This is a genomic window from Bacillus sp. BS1807G30, from assembly GCF_040047675.1.
In the GTDB taxonomy this organism is placed as follows: Bacteria; Bacillota; Bacilli; order Bacillales; family Bacillaceae; genus Bacillus; species Bacillus altitudinis.
In genome coordinates this window covers 1,926,002-1,941,259 of sequence record NZ_CP157353.1, presented here as the reverse complement: position 1 = coordinate 1,941,259, position 15,258 = coordinate 1,926,002, and the positions used below count along the sequence as shown (strand labels likewise).

The 15,258-nt window shown below is 40.5% G+C and carries 23 protein-coding genes; 15 read left to right on the top strand and 8 right to left on the bottom strand.

Features of this window, described 5'->3' with window-relative positions:
* The first annotated feature begins 2 nt into the window (after positions 1-2).
* The 8 genes from ABG082_RS09835 (at position 3) to ABG082_RS09800 (ending at position 4,576) form a co-directional block, all read left to right on the top strand.
* A complete protein-coding gene (locus tag ABG082_RS09835; protein WP_024718564.1) occupies positions 3-284 on the top strand; it encodes a YokU family protein in 282 nt (93 codons plus the stop codon).
* A 79-nt stretch (positions 285-363) separates the two neighbouring features.
* Positions 364-588 (top strand): YozE family protein, encoded by a 225-nt coding sequence (locus tag ABG082_RS09830; RefSeq protein ID WP_003215834.1) that lies wholly within the window; start codon positions 364-366, stop codon positions 586-588.
* A gap of 147 nt (positions 589-735) precedes the next feature.
* Positions 736-1,416 (top strand): hypothetical protein, encoded by a 681-nt coding sequence (locus ABG082_RS09825; RefSeq protein ID WP_125590358.1) that lies wholly within the window; start codon positions 736-738, stop codon positions 1,414-1,416.
* 250 nt (positions 1,417-1,666) lie between these two features.
* A complete protein-coding gene (locus tag ABG082_RS09820; RefSeq protein WP_065460573.1) occupies positions 1,667-1,837 on the top strand; it encodes a YozD family protein in 171 nt (56 codons plus the stop codon).
* Between the two features lie 52 nt (positions 1,838-1,889).
* A complete protein-coding gene (locus tag ABG082_RS09815; RefSeq protein WP_281215247.1) occupies positions 1,890-2,498 on the top strand; it encodes a phosphatase PAP2 family protein in 609 nt (202 codons plus the stop codon).
* Between the two features lie 54 nt (positions 2,499-2,552).
* Positions 2,553-2,870 (top strand): hypothetical protein, encoded by a 318-nt coding sequence (locus tag ABG082_RS09810; RefSeq protein ID WP_148944120.1) that lies wholly within the window; start codon positions 2,553-2,555, stop codon positions 2,868-2,870.
* Positions 2,871-2,980: 110 nt separating this feature from the next.
* Positions 2,981-3,676, top strand: coding sequence for a purine-nucleoside phosphorylase (deoD, locus tag ABG082_RS09805; RefSeq protein ID WP_007500754.1), 696 nt, complete (start codon positions 2,981-2,983; stop codon positions 3,674-3,676).
* A 69-nt stretch (positions 3,677-3,745) separates the two neighbouring features.
* On the top strand, positions 3,746-4,576 hold the full coding sequence (locus ABG082_RS09800) for a M15 family metallopeptidase (RefSeq protein ID WP_072368227.1): 831 nt from the start codon (positions 3,746-3,748) through the stop codon (positions 4,574-4,576).
* 49 nt (positions 4,577-4,625) lie between these two features.
* Here the strand turns inward: ABG082_RS09800 and ABG082_RS09795 are convergent, their stop codons facing one another.
* Both ABG082_RS09795 and ABG082_RS09790 read right to left on the bottom strand, forming a co-directional pair.
* A complete protein-coding gene (locus tag ABG082_RS09795) occupies positions 4,626-4,877 on the bottom strand; it encodes a hypothetical protein (protein WP_008346452.1) in 252 nt (83 codons plus the stop codon).
* Between the two features lie 92 nt (positions 4,878-4,969).
* Complete coding sequence (locus ABG082_RS09790) at positions 4,970-5,668, bottom strand: class I SAM-dependent methyltransferase (protein WP_281215246.1); 699 nt, start codon at positions 5,666-5,668, stop codon at positions 4,970-4,972.
* Between the two features lie 151 nt (positions 5,669-5,819).
* Here ABG082_RS09790 and ABG082_RS09785 point away from each other — a divergent pair, with 151 nt between their 5' ends.
* Positions 5,820-7,205: a S41 family peptidase gene (locus ABG082_RS09785; protein ID WP_142155298.1), complete on the top strand. Its 1,386-nt coding sequence runs from the start codon at positions 5,820-5,822 to the stop codon at positions 7,203-7,205.
* Between the two features lie 245 nt (positions 7,206-7,450).
* On the opposite strand, the gene ABG082_RS09780 is transcribed toward ABG082_RS09785, so the two are convergent.
* The 3 genes from ABG082_RS09780 to ABG082_RS09770 form a co-directional block, all read right to left on the bottom strand.
* Entirely contained in the window at positions 7,451-8,944 is a 1,494-nt protein-coding gene (locus ABG082_RS09780) for a sodium:solute symporter (protein WP_348936053.1), read from the bottom strand.
* Positions 8,929-9,147 (bottom strand): DUF3311 domain-containing protein, encoded by a 219-nt coding sequence (locus tag ABG082_RS09775; protein WP_008346461.1) that lies wholly within the window; start codon positions 9,145-9,147, stop codon positions 8,929-8,931. The genes ABG082_RS09780 and ABG082_RS09775 overlap by 16 nt, the downstream gene beginning before the upstream one ends.
* 237 nt (positions 9,148-9,384) lie before the next feature.
* Positions 9,385-10,002, bottom strand: a complete 618-nt coding sequence (locus tag ABG082_RS09770; RefSeq protein ID WP_113747251.1) for a nitroreductase family protein — start codon at positions 10,000-10,002, stop codon at positions 9,385-9,387.
* A 141-nt stretch (positions 10,003-10,143) separates the two neighbouring features.
* Between ABG082_RS09770 and ABG082_RS09765 the strand changes: the two genes are divergently transcribed.
* Both ABG082_RS09765 and ABG082_RS09760 read left to right on the top strand, forming a co-directional pair.
* Positions 10,144-10,476, top strand: a complete 333-nt coding sequence (locus ABG082_RS09765; protein WP_008346466.1) for a winged helix-turn-helix transcriptional regulator — start codon at positions 10,144-10,146, stop codon at positions 10,474-10,476.
* Between the two features lie 75 nt (positions 10,477-10,551).
* Positions 10,552-10,770 carry a hypothetical protein gene (locus ABG082_RS09760; RefSeq protein WP_003215921.1) on the top strand — a complete coding sequence of 73 codons (219 nt, stop codon included), beginning with the start codon at positions 10,552-10,554 and terminating at the stop codon, positions 10,768-10,770.
* Positions 10,771-10,810: 40 nt separating this feature from the next.
* On the opposite strand, the gene ABG082_RS09755 is transcribed toward ABG082_RS09760, so the two are convergent.
* The gene (locus ABG082_RS09755) at positions 10,811-11,284 is read right to left on the bottom strand and encodes a spore gernimation protein GerT (RefSeq protein WP_348936052.1); all 474 of its coding nucleotides are present in this window, start codon (positions 11,282-11,284) and stop codon (positions 10,811-10,813) included.
* Positions 11,285-11,370: 86 nt separating this feature from the next.
* Here ABG082_RS09755 and rarD point away from each other — a divergent pair, with 86 nt between their 5' ends.
* The 4 genes from rarD to bshB2 all read left to right on the top strand — a co-directional run bounded on the left by rarD (position 11,371) and on the right by bshB2 (position 13,672).
* Positions 11,371-12,282, top strand: a complete 912-nt coding sequence (gene rarD / locus ABG082_RS09750) for an EamA family transporter RarD (RefSeq protein WP_348936051.1) — start codon at positions 11,371-11,373, stop codon at positions 12,280-12,282.
* A gap of 78 nt (positions 12,283-12,360) precedes the next feature.
* Positions 12,361-12,642 (top strand): hypothetical protein, encoded by a 282-nt coding sequence (locus tag ABG082_RS09745; protein WP_008346472.1) that lies wholly within the window; start codon positions 12,361-12,363, stop codon positions 12,640-12,642.
* Positions 12,639-12,989: a YojF family protein gene (locus ABG082_RS09740; protein WP_008346474.1), complete on the top strand. Its 351-nt coding sequence runs from the start codon at positions 12,639-12,641 to the stop codon at positions 12,987-12,989. Before ABG082_RS09745 ends, ABG082_RS09740 begins: the two co-directional genes overlap by 4 nt.
* Before the next feature lie 17 nt (positions 12,990-13,006).
* Positions 13,007-13,672, top strand: a complete 666-nt coding sequence (bshB2, locus tag ABG082_RS09735; RefSeq protein ID WP_024718573.1) for a bacillithiol biosynthesis deacetylase BshB2 — start codon at positions 13,007-13,009, stop codon at positions 13,670-13,672.
* A 21-nt stretch (positions 13,673-13,693) separates the two neighbouring features.
* Here bshB2 and ABG082_RS09730 read toward each other — a convergent pair whose 3' ends face one another.
* Positions 13,694-15,061 (bottom strand): MATE family efflux transporter, encoded by a 1,368-nt coding sequence (locus ABG082_RS09730; RefSeq protein ID WP_348936050.1) that lies wholly within the window; start codon positions 15,059-15,061, stop codon positions 13,694-13,696.
* Between the two features lie 59 nt (positions 15,062-15,120).
* A complete protein-coding gene (locus ABG082_RS09725; RefSeq protein ID WP_003215647.1) occupies positions 15,121-15,246 on the bottom strand; it encodes a hypothetical protein in 126 nt (41 codons plus the stop codon).
* Positions 15,247-15,258: the final 12 nt, after the last annotated feature.

The window sequence follows — 15,258 nt, the reverse complement described above, 5'->3', positions numbered from 1 at the left end:
CGTTGCTGACATGTGATTGGTGTGAGGAGAAGAAAGCGAACGCAGGACAGACCACAGTCTATTGGGAACTCATCACGGGCACACAATCGATTGAGATTTTGGAAACGCCTTCGATTTCTTGCACGCATTGCGGGATGACGTATCAGAAGGATGAGACAGTAAAAGAGATAGAAGATCAATTAATTTTAGTCGATCAAACAAAACTTCCAGAAAAAATCTCATATGAAGAATTAATGAGCATGGAGCGGTTATTAAAGCGAAATTACTTTGATTTTTCTTCATAAGTTGTACCTCCGCCTATACAAGTCATCAAATTCCTGTATAATATAACAACAAAATAGAGTGTCGCGGAGGGAAAAACAGGTGAAGTCGTTTTACCATTATTTAATGAAGTACAGACATCCAAAACCGAAGGATGAAATCAGTCATTTTGCAAATGCTGCTTATGAAGATCACAGCTTTCCTAAAGCATCCACTGATTATCATGAGTTATGTGCCTATTTAGAGTTAAATGGGGACTATTTAAGCTCCATGACGACATTTGACGAGGCTTTTGAGCAATACGAAGTAGAAGTCAAAAAAAAATAACACACACAACCGCTTGTTCCGTATGGAAGAAGCGGTTTTTTCATGAAGAAATAAAATGGCGTTTTGCATGGTGTGGTTGCCCATGCAGAATTCCTTGCGCCGGCATACGATACGTTAAGACCAAAAGTCGGGCAAGGGGGAGACAGAATGAAGGCGAAAGCACCAAAATATAAAGTAGGGGATATTGTCGTCGTTGTCATGTACGGCACAGTTGGAACGATAACAAAAGTCCATCAAATTGACCAACATTATCTATATGAGGTCAATCATAATGAGGTGCTTTATTTTGAAACATCACTCCAGCTTTACGATGAGTACGACGGGGTGATTGTAGATACAGAAAAGCTGGACATTGAATATGAGTTCCTCATTGGCGATGTTGTATATGTAAAGGATTACGGGAAAGAGCTATTTAAAATCATTGGCCATCGGACTGAGATATGGCGCTACCTTGAAGATGGCTGGGAAGATGTCATTTATGAACTGACAAGGTTAAAAGACGGAGAATGGCTGGAAACAGAAGAAGAAGACTTGACGCTTGTTCTAAGGAAATATGAGATGGATCAGTTTGTTCATCAGCTTCTTTTTGTGCATTACGTTGGAGAAACCTCAAAAGAAATAGAGGAAGATATGGTGCAAACCGCTCTATTACAGTTAGAAGAGAAACAAGAAAGCGAAGCATCACTAGAATTTCTCGCTGTATCTATAGTGGATGAGCTTCTTGATATTTACAATGATTATAAAATTCTCTATGAATTTTTCAATGATCCAGAATATAAGGATATGATGGACTTTATTTTGGAAAGTTTAAACGAGCATTTTGGTTAAAAGAAGACTTGTCCTAACACGAATAAAAAGTAAGGAACACAGAAAAAAGCAATCACATAAAACCATCCCCTCAAGATACGGCCCATCACCTGATCAAAAGTATGACCATCTAATATGCTTAACCATTTCATTGCCTCATGCCCCTTTTCTTTTCGTTTACTGCATTTATATGTATGGAATGAGCCATTATGACAAATTGTAATAAAAATAAGGCGACGTTCATACATCATAAAAAAGGAGGCGGAAAGCAATGAAAGAAGCAGATTTGGTGATTGATACAGAGGAAATTGCAGAATTCTTCTACATGGAGCTGGTCAAAAGAGGGTACATACCATCTGAGCTGGAAACGTTTGAGCTTGCCGATATTACATTTGAATATATGCTGAGGAAAGCAATGATAGTTGAAGAAGAGGCACGGTAGGCACTATACTTTGAAGAGATTCTGAGTAGAAAGGGAGGGGGAATTGTTTCGCGTGTATGTGATCATTTTTTTCCTTTTGTTTGGCGCCATCGCTGCGCTTATGGTATCTGGTAAGTTTCAGGAATTGGACAACCAGATCATCTTATCGTTTGAGAACATTAGACTTCCTTTTTTAAATGATGTCATGCTGACTTTGACTGACTTTGGTATCAGTGCGCTGCTTGTCCCAATCATGCTCATCTTTAGCGTGATGCTGTTTATGTATAAACGCTACCACTCTATTATGCTGCTTTTTCTACTATATATAGCAGAAAAAACGGTCAATCATGAACTGAAAGGACTGTTTGCTAGAGAGCGTCCGGCCTTTGATCATCTAGTGAATGAGACCTATTACAGCTTTCCGAGCGGACATTCTATGAATGCAGCAACGATCTATCCATTTATCGCCTATCTATTCATTGAAATGGTTCCGTGGCTGAAAAAGAGACAAAAAGCAGTCTACATGGTGACAGGATGTTGTGTGCTGATGATCGGCATCAGCAGGATGTATATCGGTGTTCATTATGTCACTGATGTAGCAGGAGGCTTTGCGATAGGACTAGCTTTATTTCTCATATGTAAAAAGATTGACGAAAAATTGTCCGTCATTCGACAAAAATAGAAGAAGGAAATTCATAGATCCCAGCCAATTTTATATAAAAGGGGAGGGATTTGAATGCAATTGACGTTGAGATTTTTTCAAAAGAAACCTTCAGCTTATCACTTAACCATCTACCAAACACCTGAATATGGTGCTGCAAGCGGACATCAGCCTGTGTACCGGACAAAGATTGGCGGCAGGACACACCTTGATGTACTGGAAAAAGCATTCTCGACATTTAATGTACAAGATACAGTCCCTAATGATTACAATGCACGGTTTATCACAACAGGGGATATCGTTGTGATCGATGACCAGAAAAAAGGGAAGTGCTACTACCAGCTCTTTCCGGCAGGATGGAAACGCAGTGAACGCCTAATGACGATGAGTTAAATATAAACGACGATGCCAGCTTTACTTTCAGCTGGTATTTTCTTTTTTGATCTCAATCGTTTATAATAAATGGGACTAAACACATGTTAAACGTAAGTGGAGGCTAAAAAATGAGTGTACATATTGGAGCAGAAAAAGGACAAATTGCAGAAACGGTATTGCTTCCAGGCGATCCGCTTCGTGCGAAATATATTGCAGATACATATTTAGAAGATGTAGTGTGCTATAACGAAGTGCGCGGCATGTATGGTTATACTGGGACATATAAAGGAAAACGCATTTCTGTACAAGGTACTGGAATGGGCGTACCGTCTATTTCGATCTATGTGAATGAGCTGATCCAAAGCTATGATGTTCAAAACTTAATCCGTGTCGGTTCTTGCGGAGCGATCAAAAAGGATGTCAATGTACGTGACGTCATCTTAGCTCAAACATCATCAACAGATTCTCAAATGAACCGTGTGGCATTTGGACCTATTGATTACGCACCATGTGCTGATTTTGGTTTACTGAAAAAAGCCTACGACACAGCAGAAGCGAAAAATGTAGCTGTGCGTGTTGGGAATGTATTTACAGCAGACCAATTTTATAATGAAAAACCACTTGAGCTGATGGACCAATATGGAATTCTAGCGATTGAAATGGAGACAACGGCTCTTTATACGCTTGCTGCAAAATTTGGCAGAAAAGCGTTGTCGATCCTGACAGTGAGTGATCATGTGCTAACAGGAGAAGAAACAACTGCTGAAGAGCGTCAAACGACATTTGACGAAATGATCTTAATTGCACTAGATTCTGTTTTATAATAGTATAAAGGGTGTGCTACGATGTAGCGCATCTTTATTTTTTTTAGTAGAGCAAAAGGAAGGTATGTCATGAAGAAAAGCTATAAAATACTCTCAATCGCATCGATTCTTGGTTTGACGGCCGCATTATCAGGCTGCCAGTTGCTGGATCAGAAAAGCGGTACCACTGAATCTAACAAAACAAACGAACAAAAGAGCGAAGCCAGTTCATCATCCCAGCAAAACTCAAACGATACGGCAGATTCATCTAATCAAGAGCTGACGTTAAAGAGTGAATATTTCAATGACATCAAGGTAGTGAGCGGACTGAAGACCATTCAAAACCCTGAAAATGTGCTTGCTTTAGTGAACAAAGAATATGCACTGCCAGGAACCTATAAACCTTCTGATCTCGTTGTACCAAAAGTGGAATTCTCTTTTTCAGAGGATATTGAAAAACGATATATTCGAAAAGAAGCAGCGGAGGCACTTGCAAAGTTATTCAAAGGTGCTAAAAAGGAAAACTTTGAGCTTGCTGCAGTATCTGGCTATCGTTCCTATGATCGTCAAAAAGTCATTTTTGATAGTGAAGTGAAACTAAAAGGGAAAGAAAAAGCCCAAGAAGCCGTAGCCTTACCAGGCGAAAGTGAGCATCAAACAGGTCTTGCCATGGATATTTCCTCAAAAAGTGCCGGCTTTGAAATCTCTGAAAAATTTGGCGAAACACCTGATGGTAAATGGGTAGCCAAAAACGCTTATAAATATGGCTTTATCATCCGTTATCCAAAAGGGAAAGAAGACATCACGAAATATGAATATGAGCCGTGGCACTTGCGCTATGTAGGGAAAGAAGCTGCAAAAGCGATGCATGATCATGATTTAACATTCGAAGAGTATATGAACAAAGTGAAGAAAATATAAACAAATAAAAGGCCTCCCGAAGCTGGGAGGCCTTCTTTTATACGCCGTTTTAAAAAAAGAACAAACCTGCTAAAGCGAAGCCGGTAATAAAACCGAGACCGATGCCATAAGCTGCACCCCAGCCATAATAACCTCCGTAATATCCATAACCAAAGCCCCCGCGGGACCCGCCGACTGGCCGGATATAAACTTTGCGGTTTGACACCCGCTCAATACGTCCAACATGTACTCTGCCATTTCGATCAGTAATTCTAGCTACTTTCCCCATATGCTGCTGACAAAGTTTATAGTAGCGCTCCATGTTTTTCCTCCTTATGACAAACTCTTTTCACTCTTATCCTATGCGAAAGACTTCATAGAGTTTGGACAAAACATATAGGAGATTCGCTCATTTTATACTGTACATTCAAATACAAGGTGACTCAGATGTTCTCGGTGTGTTTGAATCAGGTCATAGTGTGTCTGCAATGTATCATAAAGAGAAGGTGGTATTTGATCTGATAATTCCATTTCGGTCGGCTCCTCTTGCACCATGTGCTCATCGAATGAGAGAATCCGAATCTCACGGAATCCTGCGGACGCTAACTGCTTTTGCCATTCAGAAAATGAAAAGAGGGAGTGAAACCCATAAAACTCCCGAATGGCTGCCTGGTCTTTTGAGGGAAGCGGCACTTTTAACACAGCCTCATTAGCGATCAATTGTTTTCCAGGAGCAAGTACCCGTTTCATCTCAGCAAGCGCAGCAGGTAAATGGGTGAAGCTTAAAACAGATTCACTGATCAGTAGAGAGAACGAGTCATCCGCAAATGGCAGGTGTTCGATCGATGCTTGCTGTGCACGGAAAGGTAGTTGTTCCCGCTCGAATCGCAGATTGGCTTTTTCAATCATCAAAGGGTGTGTATCAATCGCCTCTACTTCATAACCTAAATGTCCTAAATATGCGGCTGTTTGTCCTGTGCCGCATCCAACATCCAGTATACGATCTTCAGACGTCAAGTTGAGTTGCTCAATCATCGTTTTTGTTAGCTCAATTCCACCAGGATGGGCACCTGATACACCAAAATAGGCAAGCATTTCTACATAGTCACTCATGGAATCCCTTCTTTCCTTATCATGTTTCTCTCTAAAGATTATGCATTGCAGGGCTAAATGGCTTATCTTTTCAAATAGAAGTTTGATCCTTTGGTTGACGGATGAAGAATCGTCCTTGATAATAATGAAAGGAGATAAAGGTGGTGTTTTTTTGAAAAAACAATTCAAGTTCGTGATAGCCATTCTGGTGACAGCAGCGCTTTCCTCAGCGATTACATTTGTTATGACAAAACAAGGTGCTGTCAGCGTTTCAGGAGATGAGAAGTTTAGTAAACTCATGGCTGCATATACGAAGGTAAAAAACGAGTATTACGAAAAAACGGATGATCAAAAACTAGTAGACGGTGCGATTCAAGGAATGATTGCATCACTTGATGATCCATACTCTACATATATGGATCAGGAGGAAGCCGAAGGATTTAACAACACGATTTCATCTTCATTTGAAGGAATTGGTGCACAAGTAGAAGAGAAGGATGGACAAATTTTAATTGTCGCACCGATTAAAGGCTCTCCTGCTGAAAAAGCTGGTTTGAAACCTCATGATCGTATTTTAAAAGTGGATGGTAAAAGTACAAAAGGCATGTCAGTGAATAAAGCCGTTTCTCTTATCAGAGGGAAAAAAGGAACGGATGTCAAACTGCATTTGAACAGACAAGGTGTTGGAAATGTGGATGTCACGATCACAAGAGATACCATTCCGCTTGAAACGGTTTATGCAAAACTAACAAAAGATAAAATAGGCGAAATCCAAATCACTTCTTTTGCTGAAACCACGTCTAAAGAATTGGATAAAGCGATTGATGACCTCGAGAAAAAAGGGGCAAAAGGTTTTGTCATTGATCTGAGAGATAATCCAGGCGGCATTATGACAGAAGCGATTGAAATGAGCAATGACTTTATCGATAAAGGAAAAGTCATTATGCAAGTTGAGGAAAAAGGAAAGAAACAAGTGTACAAAGCGGAAAAAGAACGTAAAGTTCATCAGCCGGCAGTTGTCCTTGTAAACGGTGGTTCAGCGAGTGCTGCTGAAATTATGGCGGCGGCTCTACACCAATCCTCTAGCATTCAACTTGTTGGAGAAAAGACATTTGGTAAAGGAACTGTTCAGAATGCGCAAAGCTACAATGATGGCTCTAGTGTGAAATTAACCATTGCCAAGTGGCTGACACCAGACGGGTCTTGGATTCACAAAAAAGGAATTGAGCCACAGGTAAAAGCATCTCTGCCGAGTTATGCGAAGCTGCCATACTTAAGTCCGAAAAAGACATATCAACTGAATGATCATGGAGATGAAGTCAAAGCAGCTCAAAAAATGTTCCAAGCGCTTGGCTACAAAGCAAAAGCCAATGGAGAATATGATCAAGCATTCCAGTCGATCGTGAAAAGTTTCCAATCAGATCACGATCTAAAGGCTGATGGTATTCTGACAGGGGACACAACGACGGTACTGATGACAAACATCCAAGATAAGCTCAAGAAAAATGACACGCAAATGAAAAAAGCCATTGAAGTGTTGAAAAAAGAAATGAAATAGAAAAAGCAGTCCTCATCAGGGGACTGCTTCAAATTGTTGACAAAGGGCTAAAATGAACTTTATTTTAGCCCTTTGTCTTCTTTTCAGCTCAGCGTGATAGAAAACCTTTGAAGTCTAGGAAGGACGAGTACTGGAGCGGAGCGAATTTGACATTCGTGAGCACCAGCACGCAGGACTGACAAAGAATGCGAGGGTTTGTCTACACGCTGAAGCAGTCCTTATCAGGGGACTGCTTTTTTCTTGTGTTACGCTTTGTTAGCCACAGGTTCCGTTGTTTTCCCATTCTTTTCAAACAAATCACTTGTCACAGAATTAGATGCGACATTCTTCTGGAAGAATGGATTCAATATCAAGATGACCACAACGTTTGCTAGTAAGCCGAGAAAGCCTTCATAAAGGCCGAATGTCATTTGTGTCATATTCGCTGTAAAGGTAATGATAATTCCTACGATGAGCCCTGCGATCGTTGCTTCTCTAGATTGTTTTTTCCAGAATAAGCTGATGGCAATGGCTGGGAAAATTTGAACCATTCCAGAAACACCGATCAGCTGAAGCGTGACAAGCGCAGTCGGGAACAGCATACCGAATAAAAGAGCAAGCCCGATCACGATAAATACCATCGAACGTGTAATGATCGTTAAACGTTTAGGTGACACATTTGGATGGATTAAATCACGGTACAAATTATTGGCAAATAAATTCGACGCCCCAATGGCCATGATCGAGCATGGAATGAGAGAAGCAAGTGCAATCGTTGAATACGCAAGCCCCTGCATCACGCCGCCATATGACGTCTGAATTAAATGAAGAAGAGCAAATCTTGGATTTGTATCTTCCGGTAAGACTAAAAAGGCAATGAAGCCAAGGAAGATGACCAAAATCAATACAATGTTGTAAAGAGGTAAAAACATACTGTTTTTACGGATGGCATCTGCGCTTTTGGCTGTGAAAACGCCAGTTGCTGCATGTGCCCACATAAATAATGCGAGTGCAGAAACACCTGATGCGGTAATGAACCACAAAATGCCTTTAGGGCCTCCTTCAGGTATCGTCAGAAGCTGTGGGGCCTCCTTAGCTAACGTATTCATCATCGGCGTCCAGCCGTTAAAATGAATAATCGGGAGGGAAACCACCATAAAGAGCATGATCACCCAAACAAGAATATCTTTAATAATAGCTGTATATGTAGGACCTTTAATACCACTGAAAAATGTATAAAGTGCAACTAAAATAAATGAAATCATAACAACTGCATTTACATTAATATAACCCGTTCCAGCGACAGTTAACGTATCTTGAATCCCGCTGAGCTGAAGACAAATGTATGGAATGAGCATGAGTACACCGACAATGGCAATCAAACTGGATAACAGTTTACTGTCAAATCGCTCACGTGCATAATCAGCAAGTGTTGTCAGCTTGTGATTTTTTGCAACCGTCCAAAGTTTTGGTAAGAAGAAATACGCAATAAAATAAGCAAGAACTGAATAGGGGATAGCGAAAAAAGCAACACTTCCCGCTGTATAAGCTGTACTTGTGAGCCCTAAAAAGGTATAAGCAGTATATAAGTCTGCGCCAACAAGGAACCAGACGAGAAGCCCGCCAAATTTTCTCCCGCCAACAGACCATTCTTCTACTGATTGTCTTGATGATTTATCACGACCAGCGGCAAAACCGATGACCACGACGATAAAAATAATACTTGCAGTAATCAATAAAGCTGTTAAGTTTCCTTGCATTCGTCAGTTCCTCCATTTGAATGTTGCATCCTGTAAATGATAAATGTGCAAACGGGTGTGAGTACAATCCATAGTAAGAGCCAGAAGTGGAAAAAGGGCAGCCCGATGACAAATGGATGAATACGATTCACAAAGGGGAGCAGTGCAAGCTGCCCAATGAATGGAATCGCGATGAGTAGTGTCAGTATCAGTTTTTTGTTCATGTTTTCCTCCTCTAATATTTTGTAATTTCATAATAATAGCAGTTGTCAGATTAGATCACAAGACCATTTTCAGAAAAAACAATCATTTTTATGAATATCATACTAATATAACGCTTTCATTTTTAAAAAGAGGTAAATAGTGAATAGAGAGAAAGGAAGACTTGAAAATAAGTATGGAAGAATAATATTTAGAGCAAATAAAAAAGCCCCAGCATGAAGCTGAGACTGTGCCGTTTTTTATAGGAAATCAGATACTTCTTCGATGTCAAAACGATTGCTTTTATGAGCTTCTTTTGCTGCTTTGCCGACAGAAATCAACATCACTGGTTCGTATCGACCGCTCACATTGAATTCTTTCACGTACGCTTCTTTGCTGAAACCGCCCATTGCGCATGTATCATATCCCATTGCTTTCGCCGCAATCATTAATTGCATAGCAGCTAACGAAGCGTTTGAATAAGCAGCTTCACGTGCATATTGCTCGCTTTGGTAAGCACCATTGATTTGTGTCATCAGTGTTTCTTTAATATCTTCTGTGATGAAACCTTGTTCTGCTAGCTCACTGTAGATTTTTTCACCATTTAGATTGGCTTCAAGGTCACCAAGCACTGCAATCACAGCTGATGCTTGTGAGACTTGTTTTTGGTTATAAGCAATTGGAAGAAGTTTTGCTTTTGATTCAGCACTATGGAAAACAGTGAAATGCCAATGCTGAAGGTTCCAAGCAGATGGTGCTTTTGTTGTGATATCAAGAAGCTCTTTTAACTCTTCTTTTGTCATTTCATGAGTTGTATCATACTCTTTTACTGAAGCTCTTTCTTTTAAAATGTCAATCGTTTTTTGATCGCTCGCCATATGGATATTTCCTCCCGTTTTTGCAAATAGTATGGTACAATAAATAAAAAAGTGAGAAACTTACTTATTGTAACTAGAGATATATTTTAAATTGTATACCGTTAGTTTGTCAAACGATCATGAAAAGAAAGGCTGAAAAATATGGAATTTCAATTATGTCCAAACATTCAGCAAGCTTTTTTACTTCTTGGCAAAAGGTGGAATGGTCTCATCATTCATGTATTGCTTGATGGTCCGAAGCGGTTTAAAGACCTGACGGACATTATTCCATCCATCAGTCAAAAAATGCTCGCAGAACGCTTAAAAGAGCTTGAGCAAGAAGGAATCATAAAGCGCACTGTACTTCCTGAAACGCCAGTCAAAGTCATCTATTGTCTAACCGAAAAAGGAAGTGCATTACATGGTGTGTTCGGAGAAGTATCGCGCTGGGCAGGGGAGTATGCTGGATCTCATGTAAAAAAGGAGCAAGCTTAGTTTTAGGTTTGCCCAAACGTTTTGTCTCCTAATGAATATGCTGATGTTAGGCACATGACAAAGGAGGAGAAAAGCATGTACCCTCATACTCCGTATTTTCGAGGCGGTGCACCTGGCATTCCGCCATATGAATCTAGAGTCCCTTTGTTTTTTGGTTTTGGCGCTCCTTTAGTCGGCGGACTGCTTGGCGGATTTCTAGGAAGTGCGATTTTTAATTATCCTCGTCCATATTACCCGCCACCACCACCGCCTGTTCCACCACCTTATGGCGGCGGATATCCACCATATTATTAAGAAAAAAGAGTAAGCCTGCTTCCATTTCAAAGCAGGCTTTTTATAATGGAATATCAATTTCAGAGATGCCTGGATCATCATGCTTTAAAAACATAATTTCTAAAATACCATCTTGATACGAAGCCTTCGTTCCTTTTCTTTTCACAGCAGCAGGCAGGACAACCTTCTTTTGTTTATTCTCTTCAGGAAAATGATCAATAAACAGCAGATTGGCTGTATGTTTGATTTTTACTTTTTCAGTGTTCGGACGATCGAGCTCTATTTTGACAAACACGTGATCTGTCGTCTCAAATACTTCAACATTCGGCTCTTTCTTTTTTTTATCGTCTGTCTCTCTTGTTTTCTGCTTCTGAGACAGCGGATCCTGAAAGGGGAATTGAGCAGAATAATTGGAGCCGAAAACACTTTCCATGACTTGATTGACATATTGCTCAACGTCTTTAGGATCTGAATTTTTTAACGCTTCTTTTGAAAATTGCTTTTGAAAAGGAAATAATCGGTTCCAGTCAAACATGCAAATCATCCTTTCTAAATGCCCTGAATTAGTATATGCCCATAAAGTGATGTGCGTGCTATAATATACGATAGGTTTAGAAAGGAATGGTTAGATTGAACGAACAACAATCAAAAGGTGTCTTGTATACGGCTGCATCTTTTACATTATGGGGGTTGTTCCCATTATATTGGAAACTGATGGAGCATATTTCGTCAGGCGAAATTTTAGCGCACAGAATCGTATGGTCCTTTGTTTTTATGTGCGGTATTCTTTTATATTTAAAGCAAGTCCGTCCAGCGATGCAGACTGTGAAAGGTCTGATGATAGATGGAAAAGCACTTTTTTCATTACTTTTATCGGCTATTTTAATTTCGGTCAACTGGTATGTATACATTTGGGCGGTAAATCACGATCTGATGCTGGAAGCGAGTTTAGGGTATTATATTAATCCGCTTGTATCAGTTTTACTAGGCATCATTTTCTTAAAAGAACGACTGAATAAAATACAAACCACCGCCATTCTCATTGCCGCAGCTGGGGTCATCATCTCAACTGTTCAGTACGGCTCATTTCCTGTCGTGGCTTTCGTATTGGCTTTTAGTTTTGGGTTTTATGGACTGATTAAAAAAAGAATGAGTTTTACGAGTGCCATTGGATTAACCATTGAAACACTGCTTCTTGCACCAGCTGCGCTTGTTTACTTATTCTTCTTCTTAAAAGAACCTGTTGTCACGATGAATCCGAGCAGCTTCGGCTCTCTTGGGCTATTATTTTTTGCAGGTGTCTTTACAGCTGTACCGCTTCTTTTATTTTCTGAAGGGGCCAAAAGAATTCCTTTATACCAAGTTGGTATTTTGCAGTATATTGCACCGACCATTACACTCTTTTTGGGGCTGTTTGTGTATCACGAACACTTATCTGCAGCAAAAATCGTGACATTCCTCTGTATTTGGGTGGCGATTTTACTATTTACAACCTCTCAACTGCGAATGAAAAAAACAGCGAATTCTCATTAAAGAGACGAAGCAGTTTGCTTTTTTTTGCAGGCGGATCATGTCATAATAAGTTGTTACCAAAACTGTAGAGGTGATCACATGTCATCAGTCGATGAGCTTGCACACGCTTATCAATCTTTATGGAAAAATCGGCAGCTTGATGTAGTGGATATGACTTCATTACACGAGGCGATACGAGATGATTTGCTTGATGCACGCACCCATCCTCGCGCAAGAAAGTCATTACATCAAAAGTATGTACTCGCTGTGGAAAGAATTTTAGAAAGCACGATTGAACAGGGTCATCAACTACAGCTGATCAGCTTACATACGAAAAAGCTGCGAGAACTAATTCAAAATGAAGGAAGGAACCACTCATGAAACCAATTCAAACGGAAGATGTCACAGCACATCTTGAATCGTTTTTAAATCGGCCAGTCTTCGTTCATCTTGAAACGACAACTGGTTCTTATTCAGCGCATGTGAATGAGCAAAATATGACGGTCGTGGCGTATATCCGCAACGCAAAAGTCGTCTATTCACAGGCAAAAATAAAAGGACAAGGTCCATACCGTGTCGGGATGAAAACAGAAGATGGCTGGATTTACGCAGAAGGTTTAACCGATTACGTGTTTGATGAACAAGGTCGCCTGCTGTTAGCAGGACACCTGCCAGACGGAAAACTAGCGATCTCATTACAAATTAGTGAAACACCATTTCAGGTGTAGGAGAGAGGGGAACAGTGATGAACGAACATGTACTTGTGATGCTGCCTCACCCCGACGATGAATCCTTCGGGGTCGCAGGGCTCATCGCGCAAAGCAGAAAACGTGGAATTCCAGTGACGTATGCATGCGGGACACTTGGAGAAATGGGAAGAAATATGGGAAGTCCAACATATGCTAACCGTGAGACACTTCCTGAATTAAGAAAACAGGAATTAATCAATGCATGTAAAGAAATGGATGTCACAGACTTGCGAATGCTTGGTCTTCGGGATAAAACGTTGGAATTTGAAGATGATGAGTATTTAGCGGATGTGATGGAAAGCATAATTGATGAAGTGAAACCAACTCTTATTGTCACGTTTTATCCAGGTCATGGCGTACACCCTGATCATGATGCGACAGGTGAAGCGGTCATTCGTGCTCTATACCGCAAGAAAAAAGAAGACCGTCCTGTCACATACTGCATGGCCATTACGAAAAATCGAGAAGAAGTGCTAGGAAATGCCGATATTGTGATTGATATTACGGATGTAGCCGATATCAAATTAAATGCACTAAGAGCGCATAGAACACAAACAGAAGGCATGCTAAGAGAGCTTGAACAAAAGCTGAAAAACAAAGAACCAGTCGTTCAAAAATGGTTTGATGAAGAAATTTTCTGGACGTATCAATGGAATGACTAAATGAAAGGCAGCTGACTTCAGTCAGCTGCCTTTTCCTGTTGTAGCAGAATGCATACGTCTTTCAATCAACCTGAGACGAACAAATAGGACGATGGCACCTGCGGCAAGCCCAGTAATCAGCCCAACCCAATAACCAAACGCTCCAAATGAGGTATACGTGCCAATCAAGTAGCCAGCTGGAAGGCCGATGACCCAGTAAGAGACAAACGCAGCAATCAGTGTATAATTCACATCTTTATAGCCGCGCAGAGCCCCTTGAATGGGTGCAGCGATCGCATCAGACAGCTGGAAAAAGATCGCATACATCAAAAAGTGCTGTGTCATTTGTAAAACAGCTGATTCAGTTGTATATAAACCAGCGATCTCAGGTCTAAATAACAAGATGAGTGCTGCGGTACATAATGAGAACAAAACAGCTGTTGCAATGCCAATATAGCTGTAGCTTTTTGCGTCTTTATACCGCATGGCACCGGCTTCAAAACCTACAACAATCGTTAAAGCCATTGAGATACTAAGCGGCAGGATATATAAAATAGAAGCAAAGTTCATCGCTGCTTGGTGACTGGCGATTGTCACGGTATCAAAGTGACCCATTAAGAGCGTGACAGCTGCAAAAATACTTGTTTCAAAAAAGATCGCAAACCCAATAGGGATACCGATTTTCAGTATTTGACCCATTCGGGAGACGTTAAAACGAGGTAATGTCTGAAACAACCGAAAGGATGCAAACGGTTCGGCTTTGATGACAATACAAATACTCATGATGAAAATCGCCCAATACGTCAGCGCAGATGCAAGACCTGCCCCTGCACCGCCAAGCTTTGGAAACCCAAAGTTTCCAAAAATAAAGAGATAATTTAAAACAAAATTAATAGGAAGTGCGGTTAACGTAATGAACATCGTCACACGTGTTTTTCCTAATGCATCAATGAACGATCTCATGACTGAATAACCAAAAAGCGGGATGATTCCAATAGCAAGGAAGCTGAGAAAATGACGGGCAATGGTTTCTACGGATGGTTCAAGCCCAAGTCTCCCTAAAATAAAAGGAACACATAACGATCCAATAACAATCACCACGATACTTAAAAGAAAAGATAAATAAATGGCCTGGAAGACTGCCCGAGGAACGTCTTCTCTGCGGCCGCCGCCCATCAGCTGAGCCACTATAGGGGTAACAGCCATTAAAATACCAGCAAGACCAGTATAAACAGGTGTCCAAATGCTCGAACCGATCGCTACACCTGCCAGGTCTTCTGCACTCACTTTTCCAGACATCACCGTGTCTAAAAATGTGATAAGCGAAAGACCTGCCTGTGTAATTAAAATCGGAATCAATATGGTTAAAAATTGTGCCAATTTTGCTCGAATACTATTCGTTTCTCTCATCATAAGTTCCTCTCTGAACAGAAATAACGAGAGGAATTATATCATGCTATGTAAAAAAATCAATTCTCTGTCGGATTATTTTTCTTTGAGGGCTTCGTTTTTTTGAACATTTGGGCATAAATAAAAGAAAGACTGACAACACCTAAAATGCTGCAAGCATATTGAATCACTTTTTGAATGGTCATATTGAATTCACC

Coding starts and splice junctions, on each gene's coding strand:
- deoD (WP_007500754.1), top strand. CDS start 2,981: ATGAGTGTACATATTGGAGCAGAAAAAGGACAAATTGCAGAAACGGTA.
- rarD (WP_348936051.1), top strand. CDS start 11,371: ATGGTTAGATTGAACGAACAACAATCAAAAGGTGTCTTGTATACGGCT.
- ABG082_RS09800 (WP_072368227.1), top strand. CDS start 3,746: ATGAAGAAAAGCTATAAAATACTCTCAATCGCATCGATTCTTGGTTTG.
- ABG082_RS09760 (WP_003215921.1), top strand. CDS start 10,552: ATGTACCCTCATACTCCGTATTTTCGAGGCGGTGCACCTGGCATTCCG.
- ABG082_RS09780 (WP_348936053.1), bottom strand. CDS start 8,944: ATGCAAGGAAACTTAACAGCTTTATTGATTACTGCAAGTATTATTTTT.
- ABG082_RS09810 (WP_148944120.1), top strand. CDS start 2,553: ATGCAATTGACGTTGAGATTTTTTCAAAAGAAACCTTCAGCTTATCAC.
- ABG082_RS09740 (WP_008346474.1), top strand. CDS start 12,639: ATGAAACCAATTCAAACGGAAGATGTCACAGCACATCTTGAATCGTTT.
- ABG082_RS09770 (WP_113747251.1), bottom strand. CDS start 10,002: ATGGCGAGCGATCAAAAAACGATTGACATTTTAAAAGAAAGAGCTTCA.
- ABG082_RS09755 (WP_348936052.1), bottom strand. CDS start 11,284: ATGTTTGACTGGAACCGATTATTTCCTTTTCAAAAGCAATTTTCAAAA.
- ABG082_RS09725 (WP_003215647.1), bottom strand. CDS start 15,246: ATGACCATTCAAAAAGTGATTCAATATGCTTGCAGCATTTTAGGTGTT.
- ABG082_RS09745 (WP_008346472.1), top strand. CDS start 12,361: ATGTCATCAGTCGATGAGCTTGCACACGCTTATCAATCTTTATGGAAA.
- ABG082_RS09795 (WP_008346452.1), bottom strand. CDS start 4,877: ATGGAGCGCTACTATAAACTTTGTCAGCAGCATATGGGGAAAGTAGCT.
- ABG082_RS09765 (WP_008346466.1), top strand. CDS start 10,144: ATGGAATTTCAATTATGTCCAAACATTCAGCAAGCTTTTTTACTTCTT.
- ABG082_RS09775 (WP_008346461.1), bottom strand. CDS start 9,147: ATGAACAAAAAACTGATACTGACACTACTCATCGCGATTCCATTCATT.
- bshB2 (WP_024718573.1), top strand. CDS start 13,007: ATGAACGAACATGTACTTGTGATGCTGCCTCACCCCGACGATGAATCC.
- ABG082_RS09790 (WP_281215246.1), bottom strand. CDS start 5,668: ATGAGTGACTATGTAGAAATGCTTGCCTATTTTGGTGTATCAGGTGCC.
- ABG082_RS09825 (WP_125590358.1), top strand. CDS start 736: ATGAAGGCGAAAGCACCAAAATATAAAGTAGGGGATATTGTCGTCGTT.
- ABG082_RS09730 (WP_348936050.1), bottom strand. CDS start 15,061: ATGAGAGAAACGAATAGTATTCGAGCAAAATTGGCACAATTTTTAACC.
- ABG082_RS09820 (WP_065460573.1), top strand. CDS start 1,667: ATGAAAGAAGCAGATTTGGTGATTGATACAGAGGAAATTGCAGAATTC.